Origin of the sequence: Streptomyces vietnamensis (assembly GCF_000830005.1) — a bacterium.
Classification (GTDB): Bacteria; Actinomycetota; Actinomycetes; order Streptomycetales; family Streptomycetaceae; genus Streptomyces; species Streptomyces vietnamensis.
On the sequence record NZ_CP010407.1, the window covers coordinates 203814 to 227129 of the forward strand.

At 68.8% G+C, this 23316-nt stretch carries 20 protein-coding genes and 5 pseudogenes; 13 read left to right on the plus strand and 12 right to left on the minus strand.

Going from position 1 to position 23316, the window contains the following annotated elements:
- Positions 1-58: 58 nt before the first annotated feature.
- From SVTN_RS01000 to SVTN_RS01015, 4 genes are all read left to right on the plus strand, one after another.
- Complete coding sequence (locus SVTN_RS01000) at positions 59-1570, plus strand: glycoside hydrolase family 43 protein (RefSeq protein ID WP_041127383.1); 1512 nt, start codon at positions 59-61, stop codon at positions 1568-1570.
- A 47-nt stretch (positions 1571-1617) separates the two neighbouring features.
- On the plus strand, positions 1618-3357 hold the full coding sequence (locus tag SVTN_RS01005) for a cellulase family glycosylhydrolase (RefSeq protein WP_041127384.1): 1740 nt from the start codon (positions 1618-1620) through the stop codon (positions 3355-3357).
- A 479-nt stretch (positions 3358-3836) separates the two neighbouring features.
- A complete protein-coding gene (locus SVTN_RS01010) occupies positions 3837-4724 on the plus strand; it encodes an aminoglycoside phosphotransferase family protein (protein WP_041127385.1) in 888 nt (295 codons plus the stop codon).
- Between the two features lie 404 nt (positions 4725-5128).
- Entirely contained in the window at positions 5129-5530 is a 402-nt protein-coding gene (locus SVTN_RS01015; protein WP_041127386.1) for a hypothetical protein, read from the plus strand.
- A gap of 54 nt (positions 5531-5584) precedes the next feature.
- Here the strand turns inward: SVTN_RS01015 and SVTN_RS41685 are convergent.
- A pseudogene (locus SVTN_RS41685) lies at positions 5585-5737 on the minus strand (IS982 family transposase); the annotation flags it as partial.
- A 68-nt stretch (positions 5738-5805) separates the two neighbouring features.
- Between SVTN_RS41685 and SVTN_RS01020 the strand changes: the two are divergent.
- Positions 5806-6195 carry a hypothetical protein gene (locus SVTN_RS01020; protein ID WP_041127387.1) on the plus strand — a complete coding sequence of 130 codons (390 nt, stop codon included), beginning with the start codon at positions 5806-5808 and terminating at the stop codon, positions 6193-6195.
- 440 nt (positions 6196-6635) lie between these two features.
- On the opposite strand, the gene SVTN_RS01025 is transcribed toward SVTN_RS01020, so the two are convergent.
- The gene (locus tag SVTN_RS01025; protein ID WP_041127388.1) at positions 6636-8489 is read right to left on the minus strand and encodes an N-acetylmuramoyl-L-alanine amidase; all 1854 of its coding nucleotides are present in this window, start codon (positions 8487-8489) and stop codon (positions 6636-6638) included.
- 191 nt (positions 8490-8680) lie between these two features.
- Positions 8681-8797 (minus strand): annotated as a pseudogene (locus SVTN_RS46500) (IS5/IS1182 family transposase); the annotation flags it as partial.
- A gap of 124 nt (positions 8798-8921) precedes the next feature.
- On the opposite strand from SVTN_RS46500, the pseudogene SVTN_RS43560 reads away from it, so the two are divergent.
- Positions 8922-9056 (plus strand): annotated as a pseudogene (locus SVTN_RS43560) (IS5/IS1182 family transposase); the annotation flags it as partial.
- 58 nt (positions 9057-9114) lie between these two features.
- On the opposite strand, the pseudogene SVTN_RS46505 reads toward SVTN_RS43560, so the two are convergent.
- Positions 9115-9612, minus strand: a pseudogene (locus tag SVTN_RS46505) (IS110 family transposase); the annotation flags it as partial.
- Between the two features lie 898 nt (positions 9613-10510).
- Positions 10511-10921: a winged helix-turn-helix transcriptional regulator gene (locus SVTN_RS01040; protein ID WP_052498833.1), complete on the minus strand. Its 411-nt coding sequence runs from the start codon at positions 10919-10921 to the stop codon at positions 10511-10513.
- 96 nt (positions 10922-11017) lie between these two features.
- Here SVTN_RS01040 and SVTN_RS01045 point away from each other — a divergent pair, with 96 nt between their 5' ends.
- Both SVTN_RS01045 and SVTN_RS01050 read left to right on the plus strand, forming a co-directional pair.
- A complete protein-coding gene (locus SVTN_RS01045; protein ID WP_041127390.1) occupies positions 11018-11368 on the plus strand; it encodes a DoxX family protein in 351 nt (116 codons plus the stop codon).
- A 169-nt stretch (positions 11369-11537) separates the two neighbouring features.
- Positions 11538-12278: pseudogene (locus tag SVTN_RS01050) on the plus strand (IS701 family transposase); the annotation flags it as partial.
- A gap of 211 nt (positions 12279-12489) precedes the next feature.
- Here SVTN_RS01050 and SVTN_RS01055 read toward each other — a convergent pair.
- Both SVTN_RS01055 and SVTN_RS01060 read right to left on the minus strand, forming a co-directional pair.
- Complete coding sequence (locus tag SVTN_RS01055; protein WP_159026403.1) at positions 12490-13185, minus strand: transposase; 696 nt, start codon at positions 13183-13185, stop codon at positions 12490-12492.
- 170 nt (positions 13186-13355) lie between these two features.
- Positions 13356-14327, minus strand: a complete 972-nt coding sequence (locus SVTN_RS01060) for a GlxA family transcriptional regulator (protein WP_041127392.1) — start codon at positions 14325-14327, stop codon at positions 13356-13358.
- Positions 14328-14424: 97 nt separating this feature from the next.
- Here SVTN_RS01060 and SVTN_RS01065 point away from each other — a divergent pair, with 97 nt between their 5' ends.
- A complete protein-coding gene (locus SVTN_RS01065; protein WP_041127393.1) occupies positions 14425-15267 on the plus strand; it encodes a dienelactone hydrolase family protein in 843 nt (280 codons plus the stop codon).
- A 113-nt stretch (positions 15268-15380) separates the two neighbouring features.
- On the opposite strand, the gene SVTN_RS01070 is transcribed toward SVTN_RS01065, so the two are convergent.
- From SVTN_RS01070 to SVTN_RS01080, 3 genes are all read right to left on the minus strand, one after another.
- Complete coding sequence (locus SVTN_RS01070; protein ID WP_041127394.1) at positions 15381-15992, minus strand: DUF998 domain-containing protein; 612 nt, start codon at positions 15990-15992, stop codon at positions 15381-15383.
- A gap of 122 nt (positions 15993-16114) precedes the next feature.
- On the minus strand, positions 16115-17323 hold the full coding sequence (locus SVTN_RS01075) for an FAD-dependent oxidoreductase (protein WP_041127395.1): 1209 nt from the start codon (positions 17321-17323) through the stop codon (positions 16115-16117).
- Positions 17320-17778 (minus strand): hypothetical protein, encoded by a 459-nt coding sequence (locus tag SVTN_RS01080; protein WP_041127396.1) that lies wholly within the window; start codon positions 17776-17778, stop codon positions 17320-17322. Before SVTN_RS01080 ends, SVTN_RS01075 begins: the two co-directional genes overlap by 4 nt.
- A gap of 100 nt (positions 17779-17878) precedes the next feature.
- Between SVTN_RS01080 and SVTN_RS01085 the strand changes: the two genes are divergently transcribed.
- Positions 17879-18493 (plus strand): PadR family transcriptional regulator, encoded by a 615-nt coding sequence (locus SVTN_RS01085; RefSeq protein WP_041127397.1) that lies wholly within the window; start codon positions 17879-17881, stop codon positions 18491-18493.
- A 255-nt stretch (positions 18494-18748) separates the two neighbouring features.
- Here the strand turns inward: SVTN_RS01085 and SVTN_RS01090 are convergent, their stop codons facing one another.
- Complete coding sequence (locus tag SVTN_RS01090; RefSeq protein ID WP_041127398.1) at positions 18749-19087, minus strand: hypothetical protein; 339 nt, start codon at positions 19085-19087, stop codon at positions 18749-18751.
- 225 nt (positions 19088-19312) lie between these two features.
- A complete protein-coding gene (locus SVTN_RS01095; protein WP_041127399.1) occupies positions 19313-20920 on the minus strand; it encodes an FAD-binding oxidoreductase in 1608 nt (535 codons plus the stop codon).
- A 444-nt stretch (positions 20921-21364) separates the two neighbouring features.
- On the opposite strand from SVTN_RS01095, the gene SVTN_RS01100 reads away from it, so the two are divergent.
- The 3 genes from SVTN_RS01100 (at position 21365) to SVTN_RS01110 (ending at position 23315) form a co-directional block, all read left to right on the plus strand.
- Positions 21365-21853 (plus strand): hypothetical protein, encoded by a 489-nt coding sequence (locus tag SVTN_RS01100; RefSeq protein WP_041127400.1) that lies wholly within the window; start codon positions 21365-21367, stop codon positions 21851-21853.
- A gap of 12 nt (positions 21854-21865) precedes the next feature.
- Positions 21866-22261 carry a hypothetical protein gene (locus SVTN_RS01105; RefSeq protein ID WP_041127401.1) on the plus strand — a complete coding sequence of 132 codons (396 nt, stop codon included), beginning with the start codon at positions 21866-21868 and terminating at the stop codon, positions 22259-22261.
- A gap of 580 nt (positions 22262-22841) precedes the next feature.
- The gene (locus SVTN_RS01110) at positions 22842-23315 is read left to right on the plus strand and encodes a hypothetical protein (protein ID WP_041127402.1); all 474 of its coding nucleotides are present in this window, start codon (positions 22842-22844) and stop codon (positions 23313-23315) included.
- The last annotated feature ends 1 nt before the right edge of the window (position 23316 follow it).

Consider the following 23316-nt stretch of genomic DNA (forward strand, 5'->3'; position numbering starts at 1 on the left):
CCTGACCGTCCGGGGCACCACCCCCCGAACGCGAACCACCGTGAAAGGAACCCTCCACGTGTCAGACCAGCCCCAGCCGACCGGCACCCTCCCCAACCCGGTGATCCCCGGCTTCCACCCCGACCCCAGCGTCTGCCGCGTGGGCGACGACTACTACCTCGTCTGCTCCAGCTTCGAGTACTTCCCCGGCATCCCCGTCTTCCACAGCCGCGACCTGGTGAACTGGACCCAGATCGGCAACGCCCTGGACCGGCCGAGCCAGCTGCGCCTGCCGCGCGACATGCCCTCCTCCGGCGGGATCTACGCCCCTACCCTGCGCCACCACGACGGCCGCTTCTGGCTGATCGTCACCAACGTCGGCGACGGCGGCAACATGCTCTTCACCGCCACCGACCCGGCCGGCCCCTGGTCCGACCCGGTCCGGCTGCCCGGCGTCCCGGGCATCGACCCGGACCTCGCCTGGGACGAGGACGGCACCTGCTGGTGCACCGTCGCCGGCGTCTCCCAGGTCCGCATCGACCCGGCCACCGGCGAGACCCTCGGCGAGGTACGGCGGATCTGGTCCGGCGCGCCCGGCGCCATGGCCCCCGAGGCCCCGCACCTGTACCGGATCGGCGAGTACTGGTACCTGATGATCGCCGAGGGCGGCACGGAGCGCGGCCACGCCGTCTCCATCGCCCGCGGCACCTCGCCCTCGGGCCCGTTCGAGCCGTGCCCGGCCAACCCGGTCCTGACCCACCGCGGCATCGACAGTCCCATCCAGAACACCGGGCACGCCGACCTGGTCCAGGCGCCCGACGGCTCCTGGTGGATGGTGTTGCTCGCCGTCCGGCCACGCGGCGGCACCCCCGCCTGGTACGTGCTCGGCCGGGAGACCTTCCTCGCCCCGGTCGAGTGGGTGGACGGCTGGCCGGTGGTCGGCCGGGTCACCCCCGAACTGCCCGCCCCCGCCTGGCCCTTGCAGCCCGCTCCCGCCGTACCGGTCCGGGACGACTTCGACCAGGCCGAGCTCCACCCCCGGTGGATCTCGGTGCGCGAGCGCTCCGAGCGGCTGTGCACCACGAAGGAACGTTCCGGCTGGCTCACCCTGCGCGCCGCCGGCACCTCCCTGGACGAGAACGACGTGGTGTTCGTCGGCCGGCGCCAGCAGCACCTCGGCTGCCGGGCCCGCGCCCTAATCGATCCCGCAGGGGGCCGCGGCGGCCTCGCCGTCCGCATGGACGAGGAGCACCACTACGAGATCGAGGCGGCCGACGGCGAGGTGAAGGTCTTCGCCCGGATCGGCTCGCTCCGCACCGAGGTCGCCTCCCGTCCGGTGCCCGCCGGAGCCGTGGTGCTCGGTGTCGACGTCGTTCCGCGACCGACGCGCGGCCCGCGCACCGGCCCCGACGACGTCGTCTTCGGCGTCGAGGAGCCCGACGGCACCTTCACCGTGCTCGCCACCCTCGACGGGCGCTACCTGTCCACCGAGGTGGCCGGCGGCTTCACCGGCCGGGTCATCGGCATGTACGCCGCGGCCGGCACCGTCCACTTCGACCGGTTCGACTACGAGCCCCTCCCGCTCCCCTGACCATCCGTCGGGGGTTTCCCCGCCCGTTCACCCGAAAGGGACGACCCGTGAACGACGCACAGCAGACCGCCCGCCGTCTCCACCGGACGGCCGGCCTCCTGGTGGCCCTGGTCACCACCGGCGCCCTCTGCGGCGGCACCGCCGTCGCCACACCCGCCGACCAGCCCCGGACGGCTGCCGAGGCCGCCGGGGCGAGGGTCCCGCACGACCCGATGGCCGCCGTCGCCCAGATGCAGCCCAGCTGGAACCTCGGCAACACCCTCGACGCGATCCCCGACGAGACGTCCTGGGGCAATCCGCTCACCACCAAGGCGACGTTCGACGGCCTGCGCGCCCAGGGCTTCCGCAGCGTCCGCATCCCCGTCACCTGGTTCCCCCACCAGTCCGACACCGCGCCCTACACCATCGACCCGGCGTGGATGAAGCGGGTCAAGCAGGTGGTCGACCTCGCACTGGAGGACGGCCTCTACGTCGAGATCAACGTCCACCACGACTCGTGGAAGTGGATCATGAACATGTCCACCGACCACGACGCCGTCATGGCCCGGTTCAACGCCACCTGGCAGCAGATCGCCACCGCCTTCAAGGACGAGCCCCGCACGCTGCTCATGGAGAGCATCAACGAGCCCCAGTTCTCCGACGCGACCGACGCCCAGCGAACCCAGTACCTGCGCGAGCTCAACACCTCGTTCCACAGCATCGTGCGCAACTCCGGCGGCAGGAACAAGGACCGCCTGCTCGTCCTGCCCTCGGAGGAGACCAACAACGCCCAGCACTGGCTCGACGACCTGTCCACCACGATGAGCTCGCTGCACGACCGCAACCTGGTCGCCACCGTGCACTACTACAGCTGGTACCCGTTCAGCGTGAACATCGCCAACGGGACGACCTACGACGCCACCAGCCAGAAGGACCTGACCGAAGGCTTCGCCCGGGTGCACGACACCTTCGTCAAGAAGGGCATCCCCGTCTATCTCGGCGAGTACGGCCTGCTCACCTCGCCCTACTCCGGCGTCGTCGAGCGCGGCGAGATGCTCAAGTACTTCGAGCACGTCAACTACGAGGCGCGGCGCAACGGCATCACCTCCGCCGTCTGGGACGCCGCCAACGACTTCCTGAACCGCTCCACCATGCAGTGGATGGTCCCCGAGATGAAGGCCCTGATCCAGAGCTCCTGGCGGACCCGCTCGGGCACCGCCTCCACCGACAACCTCTTCGTACCGGCCTCCGGCCCCATCACCGCGCAGACCATCACCCTGAACCCCAACGGCCAAGAGTTCGCCGGCCTCTGGCAGGGCGACCGCCCGCTGACCCCCTCCATGGACTACACCCTCGACGGCGACCAGCTCACCCTGACCGCCGACGCCCTCACCCGCCTCGCCGGCGACCGCGCCGCCGGCGTCAACGCCACCCTTGAGGTCCGCTACTCCGACGGCGTCCCGTGGAAGCTCTTCGTGCGCTCCTACGACAAGCCGACGATGGCCGACGCCACCGGAACCGCCGACGCACTGGCCATCCCCACCCGGTTCAACGGTGCCCTCATGGCCAACGTGCAGTCCACCTACGCCGACGGCACCGCCGCCGGTCCCGCCTCCTGGACCACCTACCAGTCGTTCGACAACTACAGCCCCAACTACACCGCCAACACCACCACCATCAAGGCCGACTTCCTCAAGTCGCTGAAGGACGGCGCTCCGGTGACCCTCACCTTCCGCTTCTGGACCGGCGACACCGTCACCTACCACGTGACCAAGTCCGGCGACACGGTCACCGGCACCGCCTCCTGACCCCGTCCCGTCCCGCCCCGGCTGCCGCCCCGGCAGCCGGGGTCTCCTCATGCCCCGAGGTGCGCCTCGTGCCCCCTGCCACCGCATCAGCCACACCGTCCAAGCCATCCACACCCTGCTGACCTGCAACTGTTCAAGACGAAAAGGCTCACCGAAACCGGATTCGAGATCACCCACGGCACAGACGCGAAGGTCCGCCTGCTCCAGGACGACCTGGCCGCCCGGTGGAACGGGACGTGGCAGCGACCGGCCTGGTGGGCGGACTGGCAGCAGGGCAAACACCCCGGCCTTGCCACCTACCGGTCCAACCGCCTGGGGCAGGAACCCACTGGCGTCCTTCCGTCGCCCAGCTCCTGACCGCCACAACCGGCCGTGAACCGTGGCTCGCTGACCACTTCCGACCCATATGCCCCGAGCCGCCGGTACCCTTCACGCTTGCGGGCTCCCGCTGCTTGCACGTGATTCGGAGAAACCACCACATGACGCGGAACACCCCCATCCCGCCCGACCTGCGCCGATGGATCACCGAGAACCTGCCGGACGGGGACACCGACACGGCCGAGGACGTCTCCTGGGACCGCGGCGACTCCCGAGTCTGGCGGGTGCCCACGGTCGAGAGCGAGGTCTTCGTGAAGCTCAGCCCGAGCCCGAAGGACTACGAGCGGGAAGTCGCCGGCTACGCGTACGCGGCGCGTGCCCTCGCCCCGCACGAGGCACCCCGCCTCCTCGCCTCGGATCCCGACTTGCAGGCGATCATGACCTCGCTCCAACCGGGTCGCGTCGTACGCGGGCTGCCCCTCGGCAGGGAGGCGGAGCTGCGGGTGCACGAACGGGCGGGAAACCTGCTCAGGCGCTGGCACGACTCCTCCACCCCCGCCTCGAAGCAGGACCGCGACATCATCCGCGCGTCCATGGCCGACCAGGCGAGCGAAGCCGCCGCCTGCCTGGAGACCACCGCGGGCCACCTCGACGACAGGCAGCGTGCCCTGATTCAGTGCGTTGCCCACGAGCTGCCGCAGCTCGCCGAGAACCTGCCCGTCGTGTACCAGCACGGCGACTGCGCCACCCGCAACTGGCTGTGGGACCCCCACCACGGCTACGGCGTGATCGACTTCGAGATGTCCGCCCACGGCATCGTCGTCGAAGAGTTCGTATGGCTGTGCGGAGCGGTATGGGCACCCCGCCCCGACCTCAAGGCCGCATACTTCGCCGGCTACGGCCGCGCGCTGTCGGACAGCGAGGAGAGGGCACTGCTCCTCCTCACCGCGAGGCTCGGCGTCTCCTACCTCGCTACCGGCCTCTCCAAGCAGAACCCGGTGCTCATCGAGCGCGGTCACCTCGTCCTCAGCCGCCTGACGCACGAATAGCAGCGGCCCGATGACGACCGTCCTCATCGTCGTGGCACATCCCGACGAGGCCGAGACAGCCATGGGGACGCGCATCCACGAGTACGCGAGGCAGGGAACACGGGTCTGAGTGCACTGCCTCACCACCGGGGCACCCGGACCGGACGGCACCGCGGAACGTCGGGACGAGTGCCTGGCCGCCGGCGCGATCCCGGGCGTGGAGAACTACAGCTTCTCGAACATCGTCTAATCGCGGCGTGGAACTCGGCGTCTTGCGCGGCCGCGTACTGCATCCGAGGGTTGGCGGCCAGGCACGCGCGGATCACCTCTTGAACAATGGGGGGCTCCAGGGGGCCAATGTTCCCCCGATCCGATATTGGGGGAACGCCTGACAGGCCGGAGACAAGTCCGATAAATCTGTGCCCATGAGCGACTCCATGCCCGAGGACGGGAAGCCCGAGAACAGCAAGCCCAGGTCCGTGACCGAGAAGGCGAAGGCCCTGGCCGAGAGGCACAAGGGCAAGCTCATCGCCGCCGGGAGCGTCCTCCTGGCCGTCGGCGCCGTGGTCACCAAGACGGCCCTGGAGCAGCTCGCTCAGCGCGACGAGGACGCCGAGGACGCCCCCGTCGCAGACGCCGAGGACTTCACCGAGGCCAAGGAGGGCAAGCCGGACTCCGCCTCCGGCAAGCCGCGAAACTCCCCGGTCGAGCACGGCGTGAAGAAGCACACGAGGACCCTCCGCGACGGGCGTGTCATCGAGATCCCGCCTTACAGGCGGGGCGGCGCCCGGAACGGCGACGAGGACTCCGGCGAAGCCGCAGCCTGAACGGTCACGCCGGAACTGCCCGCGACGGCCGGCTAGATGCGCTGTTCCAAGGGGTCAGTGATCGTAGGCGATCACTGAGCGCAGAACGGTTTGTCCGGTGGTGTCGTTGTGCCAGATCGCGGAGGTCAGCGCGAAGATGCTTTGCATGACGCGGGCTATGCCCCCTCCGGGTCCGCGCCCTCGGTGCCGTTCGAGGTCAAGCTGTCCGACGATCTCGGACACCCTCGTTCTCGTCTCCCCAGGCACCCCTTGGACCACACCACCAGGAGGAACCAGTGTCATACCCGCAACCGCCCACCCCCGAGGAGAGACTCGCCGACGCGAAGAAGCAGCTGAGCCTCCCGCGTATCGTCGTGATCTGCGGCTCCACCCGCTTCATGACCGAGATGACCGAGGCCGACCTGCGGGAGACCAAAGCCGGAAAGATTGTCGTCAAACCAGGCTGTGACATGAAGTCGCCGCACGAACTTTGGTCCGATCCTGTCGAGGCTGAGGCGCTGAAGGTTCGACTCGACGATCTGCACCGGGCGAAGATCCGGCTCGCTGATGAGGTGCTCGTAGTCGGCGACTACATCGGAGACAGCACCCGTGCCGAAATCACCTACGCCCGGTCGCTGGGCAAACCCGTGCGGTTCACACACCCCGAAGTCGACCCCGACACCTGACCGCCCGCCCCCGTACCCTCCGCAGGTACCCCTTGGAATTGATCATCCAAGGGTTGTCCCGCAAAAGATCGCGTGGCAGTGAGCCAGCGCCGTCGACCGGACGGCGACCCGGCATGATGGCCCGCGTGACCAATGACGCGGATGTACATCCCGCACGGGTAGCCGGCTAGTACGACGGTCCCTTTGCCCGCACCCCGAGCTGCTCGCACGTGACGACGGGCACTCCATGGACCCCGGCCTGTCCTGGCCGGACCTGGTCGCTGCTGCGGACAACGGCCTGCCCGACGGTACCGTCGCAGACCCTCTCGACCGGAACTCGTCACCACCGTTGCTCCCCCAACCGACCCAGCCCAATGAACTGGCCAGGCCTCTGCACCACGGCGTCGGACGCCGTACTCGGTGGGAAGTCAGGGTCATGCTGCCGCGAGTCCGCTCCGGGGTCAGCGGCCTGTCTCCGCGGTGTTCACCATGGCCAGGCGTCGGTTGTACTGGATCACGTCGTACTTCTGGTCACCGGTGACCACGACCTCCGGGCGCGTGGGTGTGGCAGGGAAGAAGTCGTCGGCGTCCACCGGCGTGCGGGCGGCCACGTACGCCTGCCCTTGGGGGAACGTGTACACGTTGAACCGCGTCTGTTCCGATGCGGGCACTCCCCGGGGGTACTCGTCGGCGCGAGGGTAGGCCGTTGTGTAGAGGGAGACCGACTTCACCCCGCTCGCGGGACGGACGATCCGTGCGTTCGGAGCGAGGCGGGTGTTCACGCCCGCCGGGTTGTGGATCCATCCCTTGTGCCCGCCGAACCAGATGGCCGTCCAGTCGCCCCGCACATCGGCGACCACGAACTCCTGCCCCCACACCACGGTGGATCCCCAGTCGTCGATGTGGTTGGTTCCCGCCGACCCGTCCGGACGGAGAGCGAGGTCGGAGACGAGCGGGGCGTCGTCGCGGGGCTCCGTGCGGACGTAGAGGAGGTTCGAAGGCTGTGTCTGGGTCCGGCACGTCGGGGCGCACACCGTCACCGTCTGCGGGTTCTTGCCGTACGTCGGGGCGATCGTGACCGCCTGTCCGATTCCGATGTTCCCGCCCGACTCCGCTCCCCCGGCCTCGCGCTCCAGGCGGTGGTCGGCGTCGAGGAGAGCCATGAACTTCTCCCAGTCCCAGTACGGGCCGGGGTCCCAGTGTGCGTCCGGCGCGCGGGCCGGCCTCGGCGGGAGGACGTTGTCGTGCCCGATGATGTGCTTGCGGTCCAGTGGGACGTCGAAGCGCCGTGCCAGGTAGGCCACCAACGCGGCAGTCGCCTTGTACTGGGCCGGAGTGAACCAGGTGGGTCCCTGGGCGGCGTATCCCTCCAGTTCGATACCGATGCCGTGCAGGTTGACCCAGTAGTTACCGGCGTGGAACGCGATGTCCTTGGTGGCAACCATCTGCGTTGCCTCACTGCCGTCGGCCTTCATCACGTAATGCGGGGAAACCCCGCTGACGGGGTCCTGGAACCAGCTGATCCCCCCGTCATAGGACCCTTCGAGGTCATGGATGACGATGAAGTCGACGTCCATGCCGTTCGATTTCCGCGCGGAGACCTGGTAGTTCGAGGCAGCAGCGGGAACGAACCGGCAGTTCAGCTCGCTGGGGCATTCCGGCACTGCCGCCGCGGCCGACGTCCGCAGCCCCAGGGACGCGAGCTGTGACCTCGTCGGACGGACGGACGGCGTCTTCGGCAACGACACCCTCTGGCCGTCCTTGCGCACCCTCTGCCTGCCGCTGCGGATCGCTTCGAACACCCCATCGGCGAACCGTCCGGCCGCGGTGGTGTCGGAGGCCTGGCTGTAGTGCGCCACAGCCCCGTACCAGCTACCTGGGTCGAGCGGCATCTCACGGGTGATCTGCCGTTGATACGAAGCGAGCAGCGCGGCGCCGCCTCGAAGGTTCTGCAGTTCGTCCCGCTTGAGAGTCCGGGGCGCGACGCCGATCATCGCGGCGGCAGCCTGCAACGTGTGCTCGGACGGGTCGTCGGTGCCCGTGGTGTCCACCGGCCCTTCGCCTGGGCGATGGGCGTACGCTCCCCCGGACGTCGTGTCCGTCAGGTGCATCGGACCGTAACCCCCCTTGGTGCTGGGGCGGCCGTCATTGGCCTCCCACCAGGAGGACTCGTAGCTGACGCCGAGAAGTACTTCCTTCGGCACACCGAATTCCGCTGCCGCTTGCTCGGCCGCCCGCTCGAAGCCGCCGGGTGTCGCGTCGGAGGGCCGGGCATTCCCAGCAGTGGCGGATCCCCAGATGAGGGCTACCGCCACTCCCGCAGCGCCGAGACCCCGGTGCCGCCTGTGTCTTCTGGTCACACCATGTCCATTTCGCTATGGCGGTCGTCGTTCGGTCAAGGCCGATGGCACGGCCGCCACAATCCTTCGGACGGGATCCTCCCGGTCCCACCGACACGCCCAACAGACGCACCCCCGTCACCGAACCAGAGCAGTGATCCCGCGCGTGGGGACCAGGTGCCGTCGACGATCAGCACGGTGTCCTTCGCGAACCGCTTGCGGGCCCGGAGCGCGAGCAGCGGCCCGAGATGGTGGGTGATCCGGTCCGCCGCCGACTTGGAGACCCGAACAACAAGGATCTTCAGAGTGGTCACCGATCGGGTGACGGCCAAGGGCGGACAGCAGGCGAGGCCTTCGGGCGGTGGTTCGAGATGTCTGACGTCTCAACCGCTGTGTCCGGCGGCCTCGGTGGTCATCTGTCCTGCCGCGCTCGACCTGCCGCATGCGCTCGTGGAGTGGGTCACGATGCTGATCGTCACCCGTGAGGGTGGCCGCCGGTGCAAACCGCGGCCCTCGCGGCGCGCCATCATCGCCCTGGTGTACCCCCCGTGAGCACCGGCATAGGTTTCAGGTCGCGTGCGGTGTTGAAACGGGTGCGGTGGTCGCCGATCTCGGCGAGGATCCGGGCGCCGGTGAGGACGGTCAGGCCGGGGAAGATGGTGATGATTTCCGCGTCGGGGCGCTGGAGGAAGAGTTCTTCGGCGGCCTGGGCCAGGTCGTCGCAGGCCTGGCAGGCCGTGTCGAGCTGGGCGAGGAGAACGCGGGTCTGGCGTCCCATCGCGGCTTCGACCAGGCCGGGCGGGCGGAGCCGGGTGCGGCGGAGTACTCCGAGGAGCCGGTCGGTCTCGGCGTCGGTTCGCAGGACGTTCGCCAGGACGACGGCATCCTGGTGGCCGGACTTCTTGCGGGACATGGCGTGCCGGTCCCGGTAGCGAGCCACCTCCATCGGATTGATCGCATAGACGCGTCGGCCGGACGCTCGCAGGCAGGCCACCAGCAGACTGCGGGAGGTCGCGATCGGGATCGGGATCGGGATCGGGATCGGATCTTCTGGGCTGTCGCCGTGCTCTGACGGCAATCCTTGAATTCGGCTCTGGCCGGGCTTCCGTGAAGTTTCGGTTCGCCGAGGTCCTGGCCACAGCTGATGGCCCTGGATCGGCTCATTGCTACGCCTATTCAGGTCACCTCCGGACGTTCCCCGAGCAAGAGATGCTCGGTGGGGGTATGTCGTCTCGCGCAGAGTGACCTTGGGATCCATGAGGAGATCAGCTATGTACGCAGTAATCCGGCGTTACGAAGGAGTCACTGACTCTGCCGAGGCAGGACGCCGAGTGGACGAAGGATTCGTGCCTATCCTCCGCCGAGTCCCCGGTTTCGTGGCTTACTACTGGGTGGACGCCGGGGACGGAGTGATGGTCTCCACCAGCGTCTTCGAAGACCGATCCGGGGCCGAAGAGTCGATCAAGCGGGCAGCGGACTTCGTAAGGGACAACCTCGCGCCGCTGCTCCCCAACAGCCCTCAAGTCACAGCCGGCCCGGTTGTGGCTGCTGGATAGGGGTCTACGAAGCGGGGCGCTGGATCACGATCACCCCTACTCCGACAGCCTGACCCTTCACGGAACTCCAGCCAGAGCCGTTTTCAAGGCTCTGACCGCACTTTCGTGACGGGGCTTCCGCAGTCTGACGATGACGTGGCACAGCTGGAACTGTTCTGCCTGGAGTCGGCATCAGACCCCTGCCGAGAGCGTTCGAGAGGAAGCCGCCGCATTCCTGCTGCGACTTCAGCCATCCGTGGAGGCTAGTACTCCAGCTGTAGTTCTTGATCACTGTTGTGGAGCGACCTGTCGTTGCCGCCGCCCGTCGTCGATCATGGGTGGCCTCATCCGTGCCGCTGCGCCGGCAGGAGGGCCCCGATCACGAGGATGGCCAAGTCTCCGGCGACGGCAGGGTCTACAGGCCCAGCCTCTTCCATTGATCAGAAACGGCTCGGGTCCTCATCAACATGAGGGGGTCTTCACCGGGGTCGCCTGATCCGCCTCGACGGTCCTGGCCGCCTCGGCTGCTTCCCGGAAGGTGACGACCGCCTCGCCGTTCTCCCGCGCCCATGCGGTGAGCATCCTGATGGGCTCCTCCAGGGTTCGCCCGAGATCGGTCAGGCCGTACTCCACGCGCGGCGGCGCCTCGGCGTACGCGTGCCGCTCGACGAGCCCGTTGGCCTGGAGCCGGCGCAACGTCTGGGTCAGTACCTTGCGCGAAATGCCACCGCTCAGCTCGACCAGCTCGCCGTGGCGCAACGGGCCGTCGGTCAGCGCGAAGAGCGTGACCATGGACCACTTGCTGGCGATGATCTCCATGGCCAGGAGAGCGGGACAGTCGGCGAGGAAGGCAATTCCGGGTCGCAGGCTCATGCCCCGAAGGTTACCTGGAGGTACCTGTTGGCCGCCTATCGTCGTCGAGGTGCGCACGCCCCTTTACTCGCATCTCGCACGATTGAGGTTTCAGCCATGTTCGTCTCCCTTGCCGTCGTCACCGTGTTCATGTCGGCGCTTCTCCTGGTATCGGCCGGGGCCAAGTCTCTGCGGACGCGGCACATCACCGAGCAGATGTCCACCCTCGGAGTGCCGCAGAGCATGATGGCTTTCCTGATCGGTGCTCAGATCGCGGGCGCGGCCGGTGTGATCGCCGGACTCTGGTGGGGACCCGTCGGAATCGCCGCCGCGATCGGCCTGGCGCTCTATTTCGCTGGGGCGGTCGCCTTCCACCTGCGCGTCGGCGACCGCAAGGGCGCGTCTCCGGCGGTGGTCCTCACCATGGCCTCCGTCGCCCTGGTCGTGCTGCGTGCTGCCACCTTCTGACAGCGGACAGCCGGTCTGACGCCGGCCTTGATCGTGCTGAGTGAGGTGGGTCTCCGATGAGGACGGCCACCGTTGATCATCGTGAGTTGTGTCGACAAACGAAGATCAGCCGGCGGCCGTGGGCCACAGCGTAGATCCTGCTCGGTGGCAATCGGTGTTCGAGGGCCTGATGGGCAAGGTGGCGGGCCGGTTCGCCCGGGTGGAACCCCGCCGCCCAGCAAGGGCGTTCGTGCTGGGGCTGCTCGCGGACCTGCCAAGGAAGAACTGCTGGACGATCGCCGAGCACGCCGGTAACGCCGGCCCGGCCGGCATGCAGCACCTGCTCAGCCGGGCCCGCTGGGATGCCGACCGAGTGCGTGACGACCTACGGGACTTCGTAGTCGAGCACCTCGGCGACGAGGACGCCGTACTGGTCGTCGACGAGACCGGGGACCTGAAGAAGGGCACCGCGAGCGTCGGGGTCCAGCGCCAGTACACCGGAACCGCGGGCCGGATCGAGAACTCCCAGGTCGCCGTCTACCTCCTCTACGCGAGTGCGGCCGGGCACGCCGCCATCGACCGCCGCCTCTCCATCCCACGGTCCTGGACCCAGGACCCGCAGCGGTGCCACTCGGTCGGCATCCCCGACGACCTGAGGTCCGCGACCAGGCCCGCCCTGGCCACCGAGATGATCGCCCAGGCCCTGGACGCCGGAGTCCGGTCCAGGTGGGTCACCGGTGATGAGGTCTACGGCGGCGACCCGCACCTGACCGCACTGGTCAAGGTGGCCGGCCGCCGCTGGACAGTCGAGGAGACCTTCCAAGCCGCGAAGAGCCTGGCCGGACTGGACGAGCACCAGGTCCGCCGCTGGGTCTCCTGGCACCGCTGGACCACCCTGGCCATGCTCGCGCACGCTTTCCTCGCCGTCACAGCCGCCATCGAACGGGCCACGACCACCACGACCCCCGAGCTCAGCCCGCTGACCTGCAACGAGATCCAAAAACTGTTCGCAGCCCTGCTCGCACCGGCCCGCGACCTTGCCCACCGCCTGCACTGCTCCGCATGGCGCCGTCGGCACCAAGCACGCTCGCGCACCAGCCACTACCAGCGACAAGCCACCCAACAACCATGAAGATCACGATCTACAGCCGGAGTACTAGGAGCTCGTCCAACGGCGTGGTCTTGAACCTGCGGACGGTCTTGCGGTCCAGGCCGAGGTGGCGGGCGATGGCACTGATCGTCCACCTCTGGCCCAGCAGCCGGTGCACGTCTGCGTACCGGTCCCGGGTCCGCTCGACGAGCGGTGTGCGGGGCAGCCGCACCGGCGGGAGGCCGATCGTCGGCGGCTCGGGCGGTGCCTTCTGTTCGACGTGTTTACGCAGGCAGGAGCGGTGCTGATGGCAGGTCTTCCCGACCGCGGCCGACAGGTTCTGCAGCAGATGTCGACGGTCGGCCACCTCGATCGCCTCGGGGGCGGCCTCCTTGGCCGCCCGGCTGTAGGCGGTGGCACGGTCACGGCAGATGATCTCCGCGCCGGGATGCTCGCGCAGCCAGGAAGCGAGGGTCTCCGAGGTGCGATCCGGGAGCACGTCCACGGCCCGGCTGGTCTCGATGTCCACGAGCACGGTGCCATGGGTGCGGCCCTCGCGGAAGGCGAACTCGTCGACCCCGAGCACGCGCGGCGACCGCTCGGGCACTTCGGGTGCTTCCCACAGCGCGAGCAGGCGGGTGCGGTCGGCGGCGATGCTGAGCTTGCGGCGCAGTCGCTCGCCGAGCCGGCCGCCCAGCTCGGTGGCAACAGCCCGCGGCCACTGCTTCGGCCCGGTGCCGGCGCGCATGTGGCGCTCGCTCAGTCCCCGCACCTGCTCGACGAACGTCCGCTTCGAACGCGGCCACCTCGTCGAACGCCCCGAGGCTCACGCAGCCTGGGCAACCTCAACCGACCCACAGGTCTCTCTGTTTCTCCGAATACACACCGAATGCGCCGCGCCCCAAGGGAAGGTCGCCATCAGTTGGCGCCACGCCGGAAGGCTGCGCGGTAGTCCCTTGGGCGTCGTCCGGTGTGTTGGGCGAAGAGAACAGCGAAGGTGCCGGGGTCTCTGTAGCCGATCGTTGCAGAGATGCTGGCGACCGTTCGGTCCGTGGTCTCAAGGAGGTGTCGGGCGCGATGGACGCGCGACGATCGCAGGTACTGCAGCGGACTCTGGCCTGTCTCGTCTGCGAAGCGCCGCAGCAGCGTTCGCGTGCTGACATTGAATGTGTCCGACAGCGCGGCGAGGTCGTATCGGACGGCAAGGTTCTGGTCGAGGTGCCGCATGACCCTGCGGGAGAACTCGTTTCCAGGCTGTGGAAGAAGTCTCACGTCCACGTACGGGGTCTGAGACGATCGCGCATCGTCGACGAGCGCCACACGCGCGGTCGCCCGCGCCACGCCGGCACCGCTGTGCCGGCGGATCAGCTCCAGCGCGAAGTCGTACATGGCACTGAAGGCCGCCGTCGTCGTCACCCCCTTGTCGGTGACGACCAGACGTTCGGGTCGGACATCAGCGTCAGGACAGCGTCGAGCCAATTCGTCCGCGAAGAGCCACGACGTCGTAGCCCGGCGCCCCTTGAGCAGTCCAGCTTCGGCGAGCAGGAACGCCCCGACGCAGATCGAGACGACGACATGGCCTGCGGCAGCATGTGAGTGGATTGCCGCAACTTCCGGGGCGAGGGACGCGAGTTTCGCGTCCACGTCGAGGCCCGGCACGAGCTCGAACCCTGGCACGACAAGGACGTCGACCTCGCGCAGCGGAGAGACGGCCAATGCCGCACCACCCGATGCGGCGACACGACGACGAGGCGAAACAATCGAGACCTCGTAGTCGGCGCGGTCCGGGCCGGCAACGTGCGTGGCCATCGTCAACAGATCGGGTACGCCGAACACCTCGGACGCGAAGCAGCCCGGATAGGCCAGGACACCGACCCGCAGCGCGCTCACGCTCGCCTCCTCACCATCACGCCTATGGCGAGATTACCCCTCTACATGGCGATCTGGCCTATCAGCTTGTGCGGGCAGGCCAGTTCACGCTGTCGGCATGAGAACCAACGGACGTCTTGACGACGCGATCAAGGACTTCTCCCGACGACTCGTGGACGTGGACGGGGTGGTGAAGACGGTGTACGCCTCGGGTTCCGGACCAGCCGTCGTGTTGATGCCGGAGATGCCCGGTATCAGCCCTGACGTTCTTCGGCTGGCACGGTGGGTGCGGGATGCGGGCCTCACCGTCTACATCCCCTCGCTCTTCGGCATCGACGGCGCCTATCCCACGGTCGAGGGTGGTGAGGAGGTTGTCCGTCGCGCCTGCGTCAGCGCCGAGTTCCGTGCGTTCGCCGGGGGCGGCTCCAGCCCCGTCACCGCGTGGCTACGTGGGCTCGCGCGCCAAGCCCACGCCGAATGCGGCGGTCCGGGAGTCGGTGCGATCGGTCTGTGCTTCACCGGCAACTTCGCACTCACCATGGCGCTTGAGCCGGCCGTCATCGCGCCAGTGGTCAACCATCCGTCACTACCGCTGGACGACCCTGCCGCACTCGAGATCAGCGGCGAGGACGCACGCGCGGTCCGAGAGCGCGTCGCGCGCGATGGACTGAAAGTTCTCGCCTACCGCTTCGACGACGACCGCTGGTGCACCGGGCAGCGCTTCGCCGCGTACCGAGCACTCCTCGGCGACGCCTTCGACGGCCGCGTCCTTCCGGGCAGTTCCGCCAACGCCAGCCCGCCCCCGTTCTTCCGTGACGTGGTCGGCTCCCCCCACAGCGTCGTCACCGCCCATCTCGTCGACGAGGACGGACATCCCACGCTGAAGGCCAGGGACGAGATCCTCGCTTTCCTCATCGACCGCTTGAGCCCGTCTGGACATTCCGAATGCCCAGACGACTGACCGTGAGCAGCATCACCGGTTCGATGGCGGGTCGTCCACATCGGGTCCTCGACGTGATCACACCAGCCACCTCGAGATCAGCTCACCCGTGACCAGGTACTCCAGGGCAATCGTCAGGCGTGCAAGACGTGCACGGCGAGCAGTGTCTGCCAGGTCCAGGCGATGGAGATGGAGACGCGCTGGATCAGTCCGCCGAGGTCCACCCAGCGTTGATGCTGGCTGAACGCGACACTGGACAGGGCCATCGTGGTCGCGAAGAGCACACCGCTGGCGATCGAGTAGACGGCCCACCCGGCCGGGCCGGACAGGGCGAATACGAAACAGGCCACTGCGAGGGCGAGGAATCCGATGAGTGAGAACAGGTCATGCAGCGCTCCTGTGCGGGTGTGGCGCTGGAGCTGATCAGGGGTGCCGGGAGGGTAGCCACTTACCGGATCCGTCCGGAAGGCGCCTGCGCCCAGCAGGCCCACCGCCCATGTGGCGATCAGCAGTGCACCCCAGCGGGAAGGCCCGGCATGCCACAGGCCCACGACGAAGGCCAGCGACAGCAGGCCCGCGACGAGGAAGTTGACGGTCTGCGTCCAGCCGCCGCGGCCGAGGGAGAGCGAGCTGACCGGGTGGCGGAACGGTTTGTAGTCCACACGGGTGGCGCCTTCCAGCAGATACGCGAGGGTGAACACGGGGCCGGCGGCCATCCCGCAGGCGAGCAGCGCTTGATTACCCATCTTGTCAACATAGGTTGACAAGATGGGTGTGTCAACCCTTGTTGACATGGGTGACGCCCTCCGGGGCTCCCTCGGGCATCGACTCACGCCTCTGCTCCGCGAGATCAGGGGCGGGCTTGAGTTCATGCGCGCGGGGCTGCCGTCGCCTCCCAGTCGATGTGGTGGTCGAACTGCCAGGCCGTCTTCTCCGGGTTGATCAGCTTCGTGGCGGCCGGCATCACGAGGTCGCGCAGTACGCGGCCGACCGGGCCCGCGGTCTTGTTGCTGTTCGTGCGGGCGCCGAGCTTGATGATGCGTTCGACGCGGGGGCGGCGCAGTTGTTCGTACGCTGCGAAAGCCTGGTCGTAGGGCAGGTCCCGCAGGCAGCGTGCCAGTTCGACGGCGCTTTCGGCGGCGATGGAGGCACCCTGTCCGGAGCTGGACGAGGCGGCGTGGGCCGCGTCGCCGATCAGGGTCATGCGGCCGTGGGTCCAGTTCGCGACCCCCGGCATGTTCTCCATCGGGCCGGTGATGAGGAGCTCGTCGGCCTTGGTGCGGCTGATCATCTCGAGGGCAGGGGTGCGGTCGTCGGCGAAGGCGTTCCGCAGGATGCGCATCCACTCGTTCGCGCCGATCGCCTGGGCCTCGGAGACCGTCATCGGGGCGCGGTGGGGCAGGTTCACGAACCACATCGCCGAGGAGTCTTCGAAGACCTGGTAGCCGAAGAACGCGCGCTTGCCGAAGCACATGTACATGACGCCGTCGGTGGAGGGCAGCCCTGACTGGTGCAGCCGCGCCCCGAAGCAGACCAGGCCGGCGTAGTTCGGCTGTGCTGCGGCCGGGTCGATCAGGGAGCGGACCGTGGAGCGGATGCCGTCGGCGCCGATGAGGACATCGGCGCTCGCCTCCGTACCGTCCGCGAAGTGCGCGGTGATGCCGGAGCCGGTTTCCGTCGCGCCGGTCAGCCGCTTGCCGTGGTGGATGGGGACGGAGCGGCGCTCCGCCTCGTCGTAGATCGCCCGGTAGAGATCGGCGCGCCAGACGAACTGCAGGGACGGGAGGCGGGAGGGCGGGGCGAACCGTGCGAGGGGTTTGCCCGTCCAGCTCCGTAGTTCCATGGCGGTGACCGGGGTGCCGATGGCGCGGACGAGGCCGCCCGCACCGATCGCGTCGAGGGCGTTCTGGCCGTTCGGAGCGATGGTCATGCCGCCTCCGGCCCCATCGGCGGTGGAGTCGTACGCCTCGTAAACGGCGGCCTCGATGCCTGCCTGACGGAGGGCCATCGCGGCGACCGGGCCTGCGATACCGCCGCCGATGACGAGCGCGGTGCGGGTTTTGCCGATGCGGGTCATGACTGGCACCCCTTCGGGTCGTCGATCGTCGGTACGCCGCCGCTTTCGTGTGCGCGGCGCACGTCCTGGAGGTACGCGCGGGAGAACATCGCCGACAGGATCGCGATGCCACCGCGGTGGATGCGGATCTCGCTGTTCGTCGCAGAGCCGGACAGACGGACACGGCGGCCGGCCGTCGTGTGGTGGGTGGACGAGGACCGGGAGTCCTTGACCTTGCCGCGGGCGGTCCACCTCAGGTTCCGGTGGTCGATGGCGGTGGCGTCGTCGACGAGCAGCTTGACCATGGCCCGGTCCATGTCGAGGTGGATCTCGACGTCGTCGGGAAGGTCGGGAGAGCGGAGGTCGAGGACTGCGGCGCCATGACGGGCCTTGATCTCGAAGTGGCCGGCCTTGGTCCAGTTGCCGAGGTGCTTGATGAGGTCGTGGTCGGAGTGGATGCGCTCGGTGAGGGACATCTCGGTGGTTCCTCTCGGGGCTGCGTCGTGTCGACGACTCGATAGTTTCACTGAAACTAGTATCGAGTCAACTAGTCATGCCGGGGATAAAATCGGGTCCATGACCGCATCCGCGCCCCGCAGCTCCCCCCTCGCCCTGACCGTCCTGGCTCTGCTGCACTACAAGCCGCTGCACCCGTACGGCATCCAGCGACTGGTCAAGGACTGGGGCAAGGAGCAGGTCGTCAACGTCAGGCAGCGTGCGAGCCTCTACCGCACGATCGAGAGACTCCACGGCGACGGGCTGATCGCGGTCCGCGAGACCGGGCGCGATCAGCAGTACCCCGAGCGGACCGTGTACGAAGTCACCGACGCGGGGCGTGAGACCGCCCGCGCCTGGCTGGAGGAGATGCTCTCCGCGCCCAAGCAGGAGTTCCCGGAGTTCCCGGCCGCTCTCTCGAATCTGCTGCTGCTCACGCCCGAAGAGATGGGGGACGTGCTGCAGCGGCGGGCCGACGCCCTCGCGGCGCAGCTCGACGGACTGGAAACGGCCATGGCCGCAGAGGCGGAGCAGGGGCTGCCGCGCATCACCCGCCTGGAGACCGAGTACCTGCGGGCGGTGACGGCCGCGGAGCTGGAGTGGGTGCGCACGGTGGTCGAAGACCTGCGAGCCGGCCGGCTCTCGTCGTCGAAGGAGCAGTTGGACGCCCTCGCGGCCGGGCCGGTGCAACAGTGAGCCCGCCCCCGACGCGTCCGGGGACGGCCTGAAGCAGTGCGCTCTCGCGGGGGCGAACGGGGTCGAACCCAGCCGTCTGCCCCGTCGGACCGAGCTCGCCCGTGGATCTTGCGCCGAGCCGCCGGGTTGCCAGGCCGGATGGGAACTGCCGGCCCGGGATTCTCCGTGCATCCGGCTTCTTCGGAATCCCGCGCGAGTTGCGAGCCGACCGCCCGGGCCGGAAACGGAGCCGCCCCTCGATGAAGGGCCCCGGTTTCAAGTGCGCAGCGAGCGTTGAGCGGTGACCGGAGTCACCCCGATGTCGTCGCTCCAGGAGCAGACCTCCCACGACAGGCAGCCGCCCTGCGCGAAGAGCAGCACTTCGCCGCCGGTGCGAGGCCCCAGGCATCGGCGCGGAAGTCCCTGGCCGGGGCCGGTTCGGCGGTGAGCGAGGGCGGGAGCGGCTGGGCGCTGGTGCTCCATGGTGTTCCATGCGTCGGCGAGAAGGTCATCGGCCGGGGCGGCCGGCTTCTGCAGGTCCGGGCCGGCGGTGTTTCTCGCGTGGGTGCCGGACATCGCCCACGCGCGGGCCTCCGCGGCCGACAGGTTGAGCACCCGTGCCTCCTGGACGAGGGCGGTGGGGTCATCCCCGCACGAGCGGGGAGCGATTCTCCTCCGAGGAGGCCCTCGCCGCCTCGGCGACCCCGCCCCCACGCCCGTACTTTCTCCGGGAAAACCGCAGGCCCCGCGTGCGCGGGCAGCACACACCGCGCATCCGGCACCGGTAGTCCGGGTCGCCGCCGCGTGACGACACCCCGCTTGACGACACCCCGCGTCGGCTCACAGAGCCTGCGGGAAGTCGAAGACCCTGCCCGGGTCGTAACGCCTCTTCAGCTCAGCCAGTCGGTGAGCGGCCGAGCCGTAGTACGCGGAGCGCCAGTCGCTCAGACTCGCGTCCGTGTAGTTCTGGTACGCCGCACCCGAGGCGTACCGGCGCATCGCGGTGTGCGTGCCGTCCAGCCAGGCCGTCGCCGCCCCGGCGGAATGACCGGCGGGCCAGGACGCGGTGTACTGCGCCAGGAAGCGCGAGTTGCGGTGTACGAAGGCGGTCGCCAGCGGAGAGACACGGTTGACGGCCCCGCCCAAGGCGGTGAGCGCGACGGATACGGCGCCGCCGCCGCTGCTGCGCCCGTGGCGCTCGACCTGGTCGAGCAGCGACCGGATGCCGGCGGTGCTCAGCGAGCGGTTGAAGAAGTCCGAGCGCGCCGCGTACGTCTCCCGCTGGAGCACGCCGACGGGCTGCCGCCCCGGGGTCGTGCCGGGCAGATGACACTGGGTGGTGGAATGCGTCGCGCAGCCCGCGTACATCCGCATGGTGTCGAGGTAGCCGCGGCGCCGCATGGTGATGTGGGAGGCGGCGCCGGGGCCGCCGGCGCGGTCCGCCAGCCGGTCGACGGCGTTCTGCAGAGCGCCGTACGTGCCGAGCGAGAAGCAGCTGATGGAGACGGTGGGAGTCCGGCCGGCGACGGCGGACAGGTGCAGCGCCGACCAGATCTCGTCGGGCTGGGCGGGGCCCCACTCCTGCCAGGAGCGGAGCGCGGCAGCGGCCTTGGACCAGGGCCAGGTCATGTACGCGGTGACGCCGTCGGCGGCCTTGTGGGTGCGGAACCGGAGTTCGGTGACGACGCCGAAGTTTCCGTTTCCCGCGCCGCGCAGTGCCCAGAACAGGTCGGGCTCCCGCTCCTTGGACACCTCGAGGGTCCTGCCGTCGGCGGTGACGATGCGGGCGCCGGTGAGGCTGTCGGAGGTGAGGCCGTAGGCGCGCGAGACCACACCGTGGCCGCCCCCGAGCGTCAGGCCGGAGATGCCGACCGTGGGACAGGAGCCGCCGGGGACGGTGACGCTTCGTGCGCCGAGCTGGGTGTAGACGTCGATGAGCTTGGCGCCGGCCCCGATGACGGCACTGCCGGAGCCACTGCGGATGGACTTCAGCGCAGAGACGTCGATGACCAGGCGTCCGTTGCCGCTGGACCAACCGGCATAGGAGTGCCCGCCGTTGCGGATGGCGACGGGGGTACCGTGGCGGCGTGCGAAGGCCAGGCACTCGGCGATGTCCGCGGTGCCGCCCACGTAGGCGACGGCGGCGGGACGCAGACCGTCGAAGCGGGTGTTGTACAGCTGACGGGCGATGGCGTAGTCGGCATCGCCCGGACGTATCAGACCGCCCTGGAGGCCCCTGCCGAGCGCGGACCAGTCAGCGGCGCGGGGCGCGACCGCGTGGTTGCCGACTGCGGCGGATGCGGAGCCCAGGGGCCGCTGCTGCCCGCCGGCAGCAGGGGCGGAACCGCCGCCGGGCGCGGCCCTCACCTGACCGCTACCACAGCCCACCACCCCGGCGACGGCCGCCGCGTAGCCGGTACCCGCTGCAAGCAGTGCGCGCCGGTTCATGGCGGCCTCCGTTCACGATGCTCTGCTGTCGCTTAAGCAGAGTGCGAACGAGGGGTATTGGTTCCACGTGGTGGACACGGGCGCTCCGGCGGTTCGCTCGCAGCCCGACCCTGCTGTCTCGTAGACCGAGCCCGTGCTCGCACCGGCGAGAAACCCGGTCGAGACGGGCGAGCCAGAGCACGGGATCATCCCCGCGGAAGCGGGAAGCAGACGCACCCCGGCCGCGGCACCTTCGGCGAAGAACGGTGCACACTCACGGCAGACCACCTCCCCCCTCCCCCGGTCCGTTTCGCGAGCCGAGCAGCCAGGCTGGACGCCTCGCGGTCGGGCAGCAGGTCCACCGGACGCCGACTTTCGACATCAACCAGGACCTGTCCGGTCGATCATCCGGTATGGCGCCTCGGTGATATTTTGAGCGGAATCGTGGGAGGGGCGGGCGAATCCGTGGACAGTGACCTGCGGCGTGCGGTCGTCGTGACGCTTGGCGAACTCGGGCGAAGCGATGACTGGCGTGACCGGGCGGATGCCGGTCACAGCCTGGCAGGGTTCGCCGAGATGCAGGAGGCCGTAGAGCCACTGCTGGGGCTCGTACTCGATCCTGGCGACACCTTCGTCACCAGACGGACCGCGGAGGGCCTGCTTCGGCGAAAGGACAAGGCCGGACTGGCGATAGTCGCGTCCGCACTGGCAGTCGCCCACGATAACCACGCCGATTGGATCCACACCGCAATCGTCGATGTCTTCAGCATTTTCTCGTACGACCTGGACGAGGCGCTACGGCTCTGCGAGGAGATGTCGGGCGATGCCGACGATCGTGTTGCCCGGGGGCCCGTCGGCTGCACGACAGCCTGGCAAAGATCGATCCCGTTCTCCGCCCCGCATAGCGGGGGGGGCGATCCGCTCCTGCCCCTTTCATCTGGTCACCCGACATGACATCGTCCACACGTGACAGACACCGCCGGCGGGGCAACGGCCTCAGAACGACCCGACGACCGCACCGCCTCCGCCCTGCGGTTCGCCACGGAACTCGTCGCCTGGGTAGCCACCCCCTGGGCCCTGGCCGACCACTCATGGCTGCTTGCCGCCCTGTCCGTGGTGGTCCTGATCGGTCTTCCGACCCTCTTCTCCACCCCGGGGGACAAGGCCAACGTGATCGTCGCGGTGCCGGGATGGGTCACGATCATGCTGGTACTGCTCCAGCTGACCGCCGCCGTGATCGCCTCCTGGTACGCCTGGCCCGCCTGGGCAGCCGTGCCCGTGACCGTACTGGCCACCGCGACCGTCGCCACCGAGCGCCGACGCTGGACGTGGCTGCTCTCCGCGAACCGACGCACCGGCTGAAGAGCTCATCCGCCCGGCCGCCGATGTTCGCGGCGCACTGGGCGGGTGGAGCGACCCACGACACGGGCGCCTGGCGAGGCGTGTTGGCGGACATCTGGCTTGGGACGAGCTGACGCAAGGGCTGGCACTGTCCTGGACATCGGGTGCGGCACCGGGGTTCCCGTAGTGCGGTCACTGGTCGCGGCGGGTCACCGCGTGACGGGCGTCGACAGCCGATGCCGCTACGAACCGCGCATGGCTCGCGCAAGCCGGCTTTGACGTGGTCCACGAGGAGTTCGTGCCCGAGGGCGGCGACAGTGGCCATGTCCTGTTCTGGGCTCGGCGCCCTGAGGCATGACGGTGGCAGGCCGAATGAAGTGCGGCGGCGACGCCGGGCCCCTGATCAGGTGAGGCTCCGGGGCGATGATCACGGGTTTCTGTCAGCTCCTCCTAGGACCCGTCCGGGCGATCTCCGTGATGCGGTCGACCGCCTGGACACCTCGATCCGGGACGTCGAGCAGAACCCGCCGCCAGACCGCGGCGTTGTCAGTCCCCGTCGCTATCGTTCGCCCGTTCACGATCTCCAGGGAGGGGTGGCGCGATGGGCGCCAGCGGATGGGACTACGTCACCGGGTACGACGGCGATGTCGAGGCGGCCTTCGCGACATTGCAGGCCAGGGTGTTCCAGGAGGAGTACGGCGACGATGCCCGATACCGAAGCCTGGAGGACCTCTACGAGGACGAGGAGTTCATGGGGACCGAGGGCACCCATACGATCCTCGACATCGACAGGGTTGTTGCCACGGATGCCCCGCCGACGCGCTCCGGTATCGCTGACTGCGGCACCCTGCGCCCCCTGGCGCTCAACCGTGTGAGGCACCACTTCGGCACAGACCGCCCGTCGGTCGAGCAGTACGAGGAACTCATCGCTGCTGCCAATGAGGCTGCGAGCCATGAGGAGCACGAGCAAAGCCTGCTCGGCGAGTGTCAGATGCGGTGGACCGGTTACTACGTCGTCCTCTACTCCGGCGACAGGCCGACTCACCTGGGGATCTTCGGGTTCTCAGGAGACTAGG

Excerpts from the sequence above, each read along its gene's own strand:
- SVTN_RS01010 (WP_041127385.1), top strand. The coding sequence starts at position 3,837 with ATGACGCGGAACACCCCCATCCCGCCCGACCTGCGCCGATGGATCACC.
- SVTN_RS01015 (WP_041127386.1), top strand. The coding sequence starts at position 5,129 with ATGAGCGACTCCATGCCCGAGGACGGGAAGCCCGAGAACAGCAAGCCC.
- SVTN_RS01040 (WP_052498833.1), bottom strand. The coding sequence starts at position 10,921 with ATGAGCCTGCGACCCGGAATTGCCTTCCTCGCCGACTGTCCCGCTCTC.
- SVTN_RS01045 (WP_041127390.1), top strand. The coding sequence starts at position 11,018 with ATGTTCGTCTCCCTTGCCGTCGTCACCGTGTTCATGTCGGCGCTTCTC.
- SVTN_RS01055 (WP_159026403.1), bottom strand. The coding sequence starts at position 13,185 with ATGCGCGCCGGCACCGGGCCGAAGCAGTGGCCGCGGGCTGTTGCCACC.
- SVTN_RS01065 (WP_041127393.1), top strand. The coding sequence starts at position 14,425 with ATGAGAACCAACGGACGTCTTGACGACGCGATCAAGGACTTCTCCCGA.
- SVTN_RS01070 (WP_041127394.1), bottom strand. The coding sequence starts at position 15,992 with ATGGGTAATCAAGCGCTGCTCGCCTGCGGGATGGCCGCCGGCCCCGTG.
- SVTN_RS01075 (WP_041127395.1), bottom strand. The coding sequence starts at position 17,323 with ATGACCCGCATCGGCAAAACCCGCACCGCGCTCGTCATCGGCGGCGGT.
- SVTN_RS01080 (WP_041127396.1), bottom strand. The coding sequence starts at position 17,778 with ATGTCCCTCACCGAGCGCATCCACTCCGACCACGACCTCATCAAGCAC.
- SVTN_RS01085 (WP_041127397.1), top strand. The coding sequence starts at position 17,879 with ATGACCGCATCCGCGCCCCGCAGCTCCCCCCTCGCCCTGACCGTCCTG.
- SVTN_RS01095 (WP_041127399.1), bottom strand. The coding sequence starts at position 20,920 with ATGAACCGGCGCGCACTGCTTGCAGCGGGTACCGGCTACGCGGCGGCC.
- SVTN_RS01110 (WP_041127402.1), top strand. The coding sequence starts at position 22,842 with ATGGGCGCCAGCGGATGGGACTACGTCACCGGGTACGACGGCGATGTC.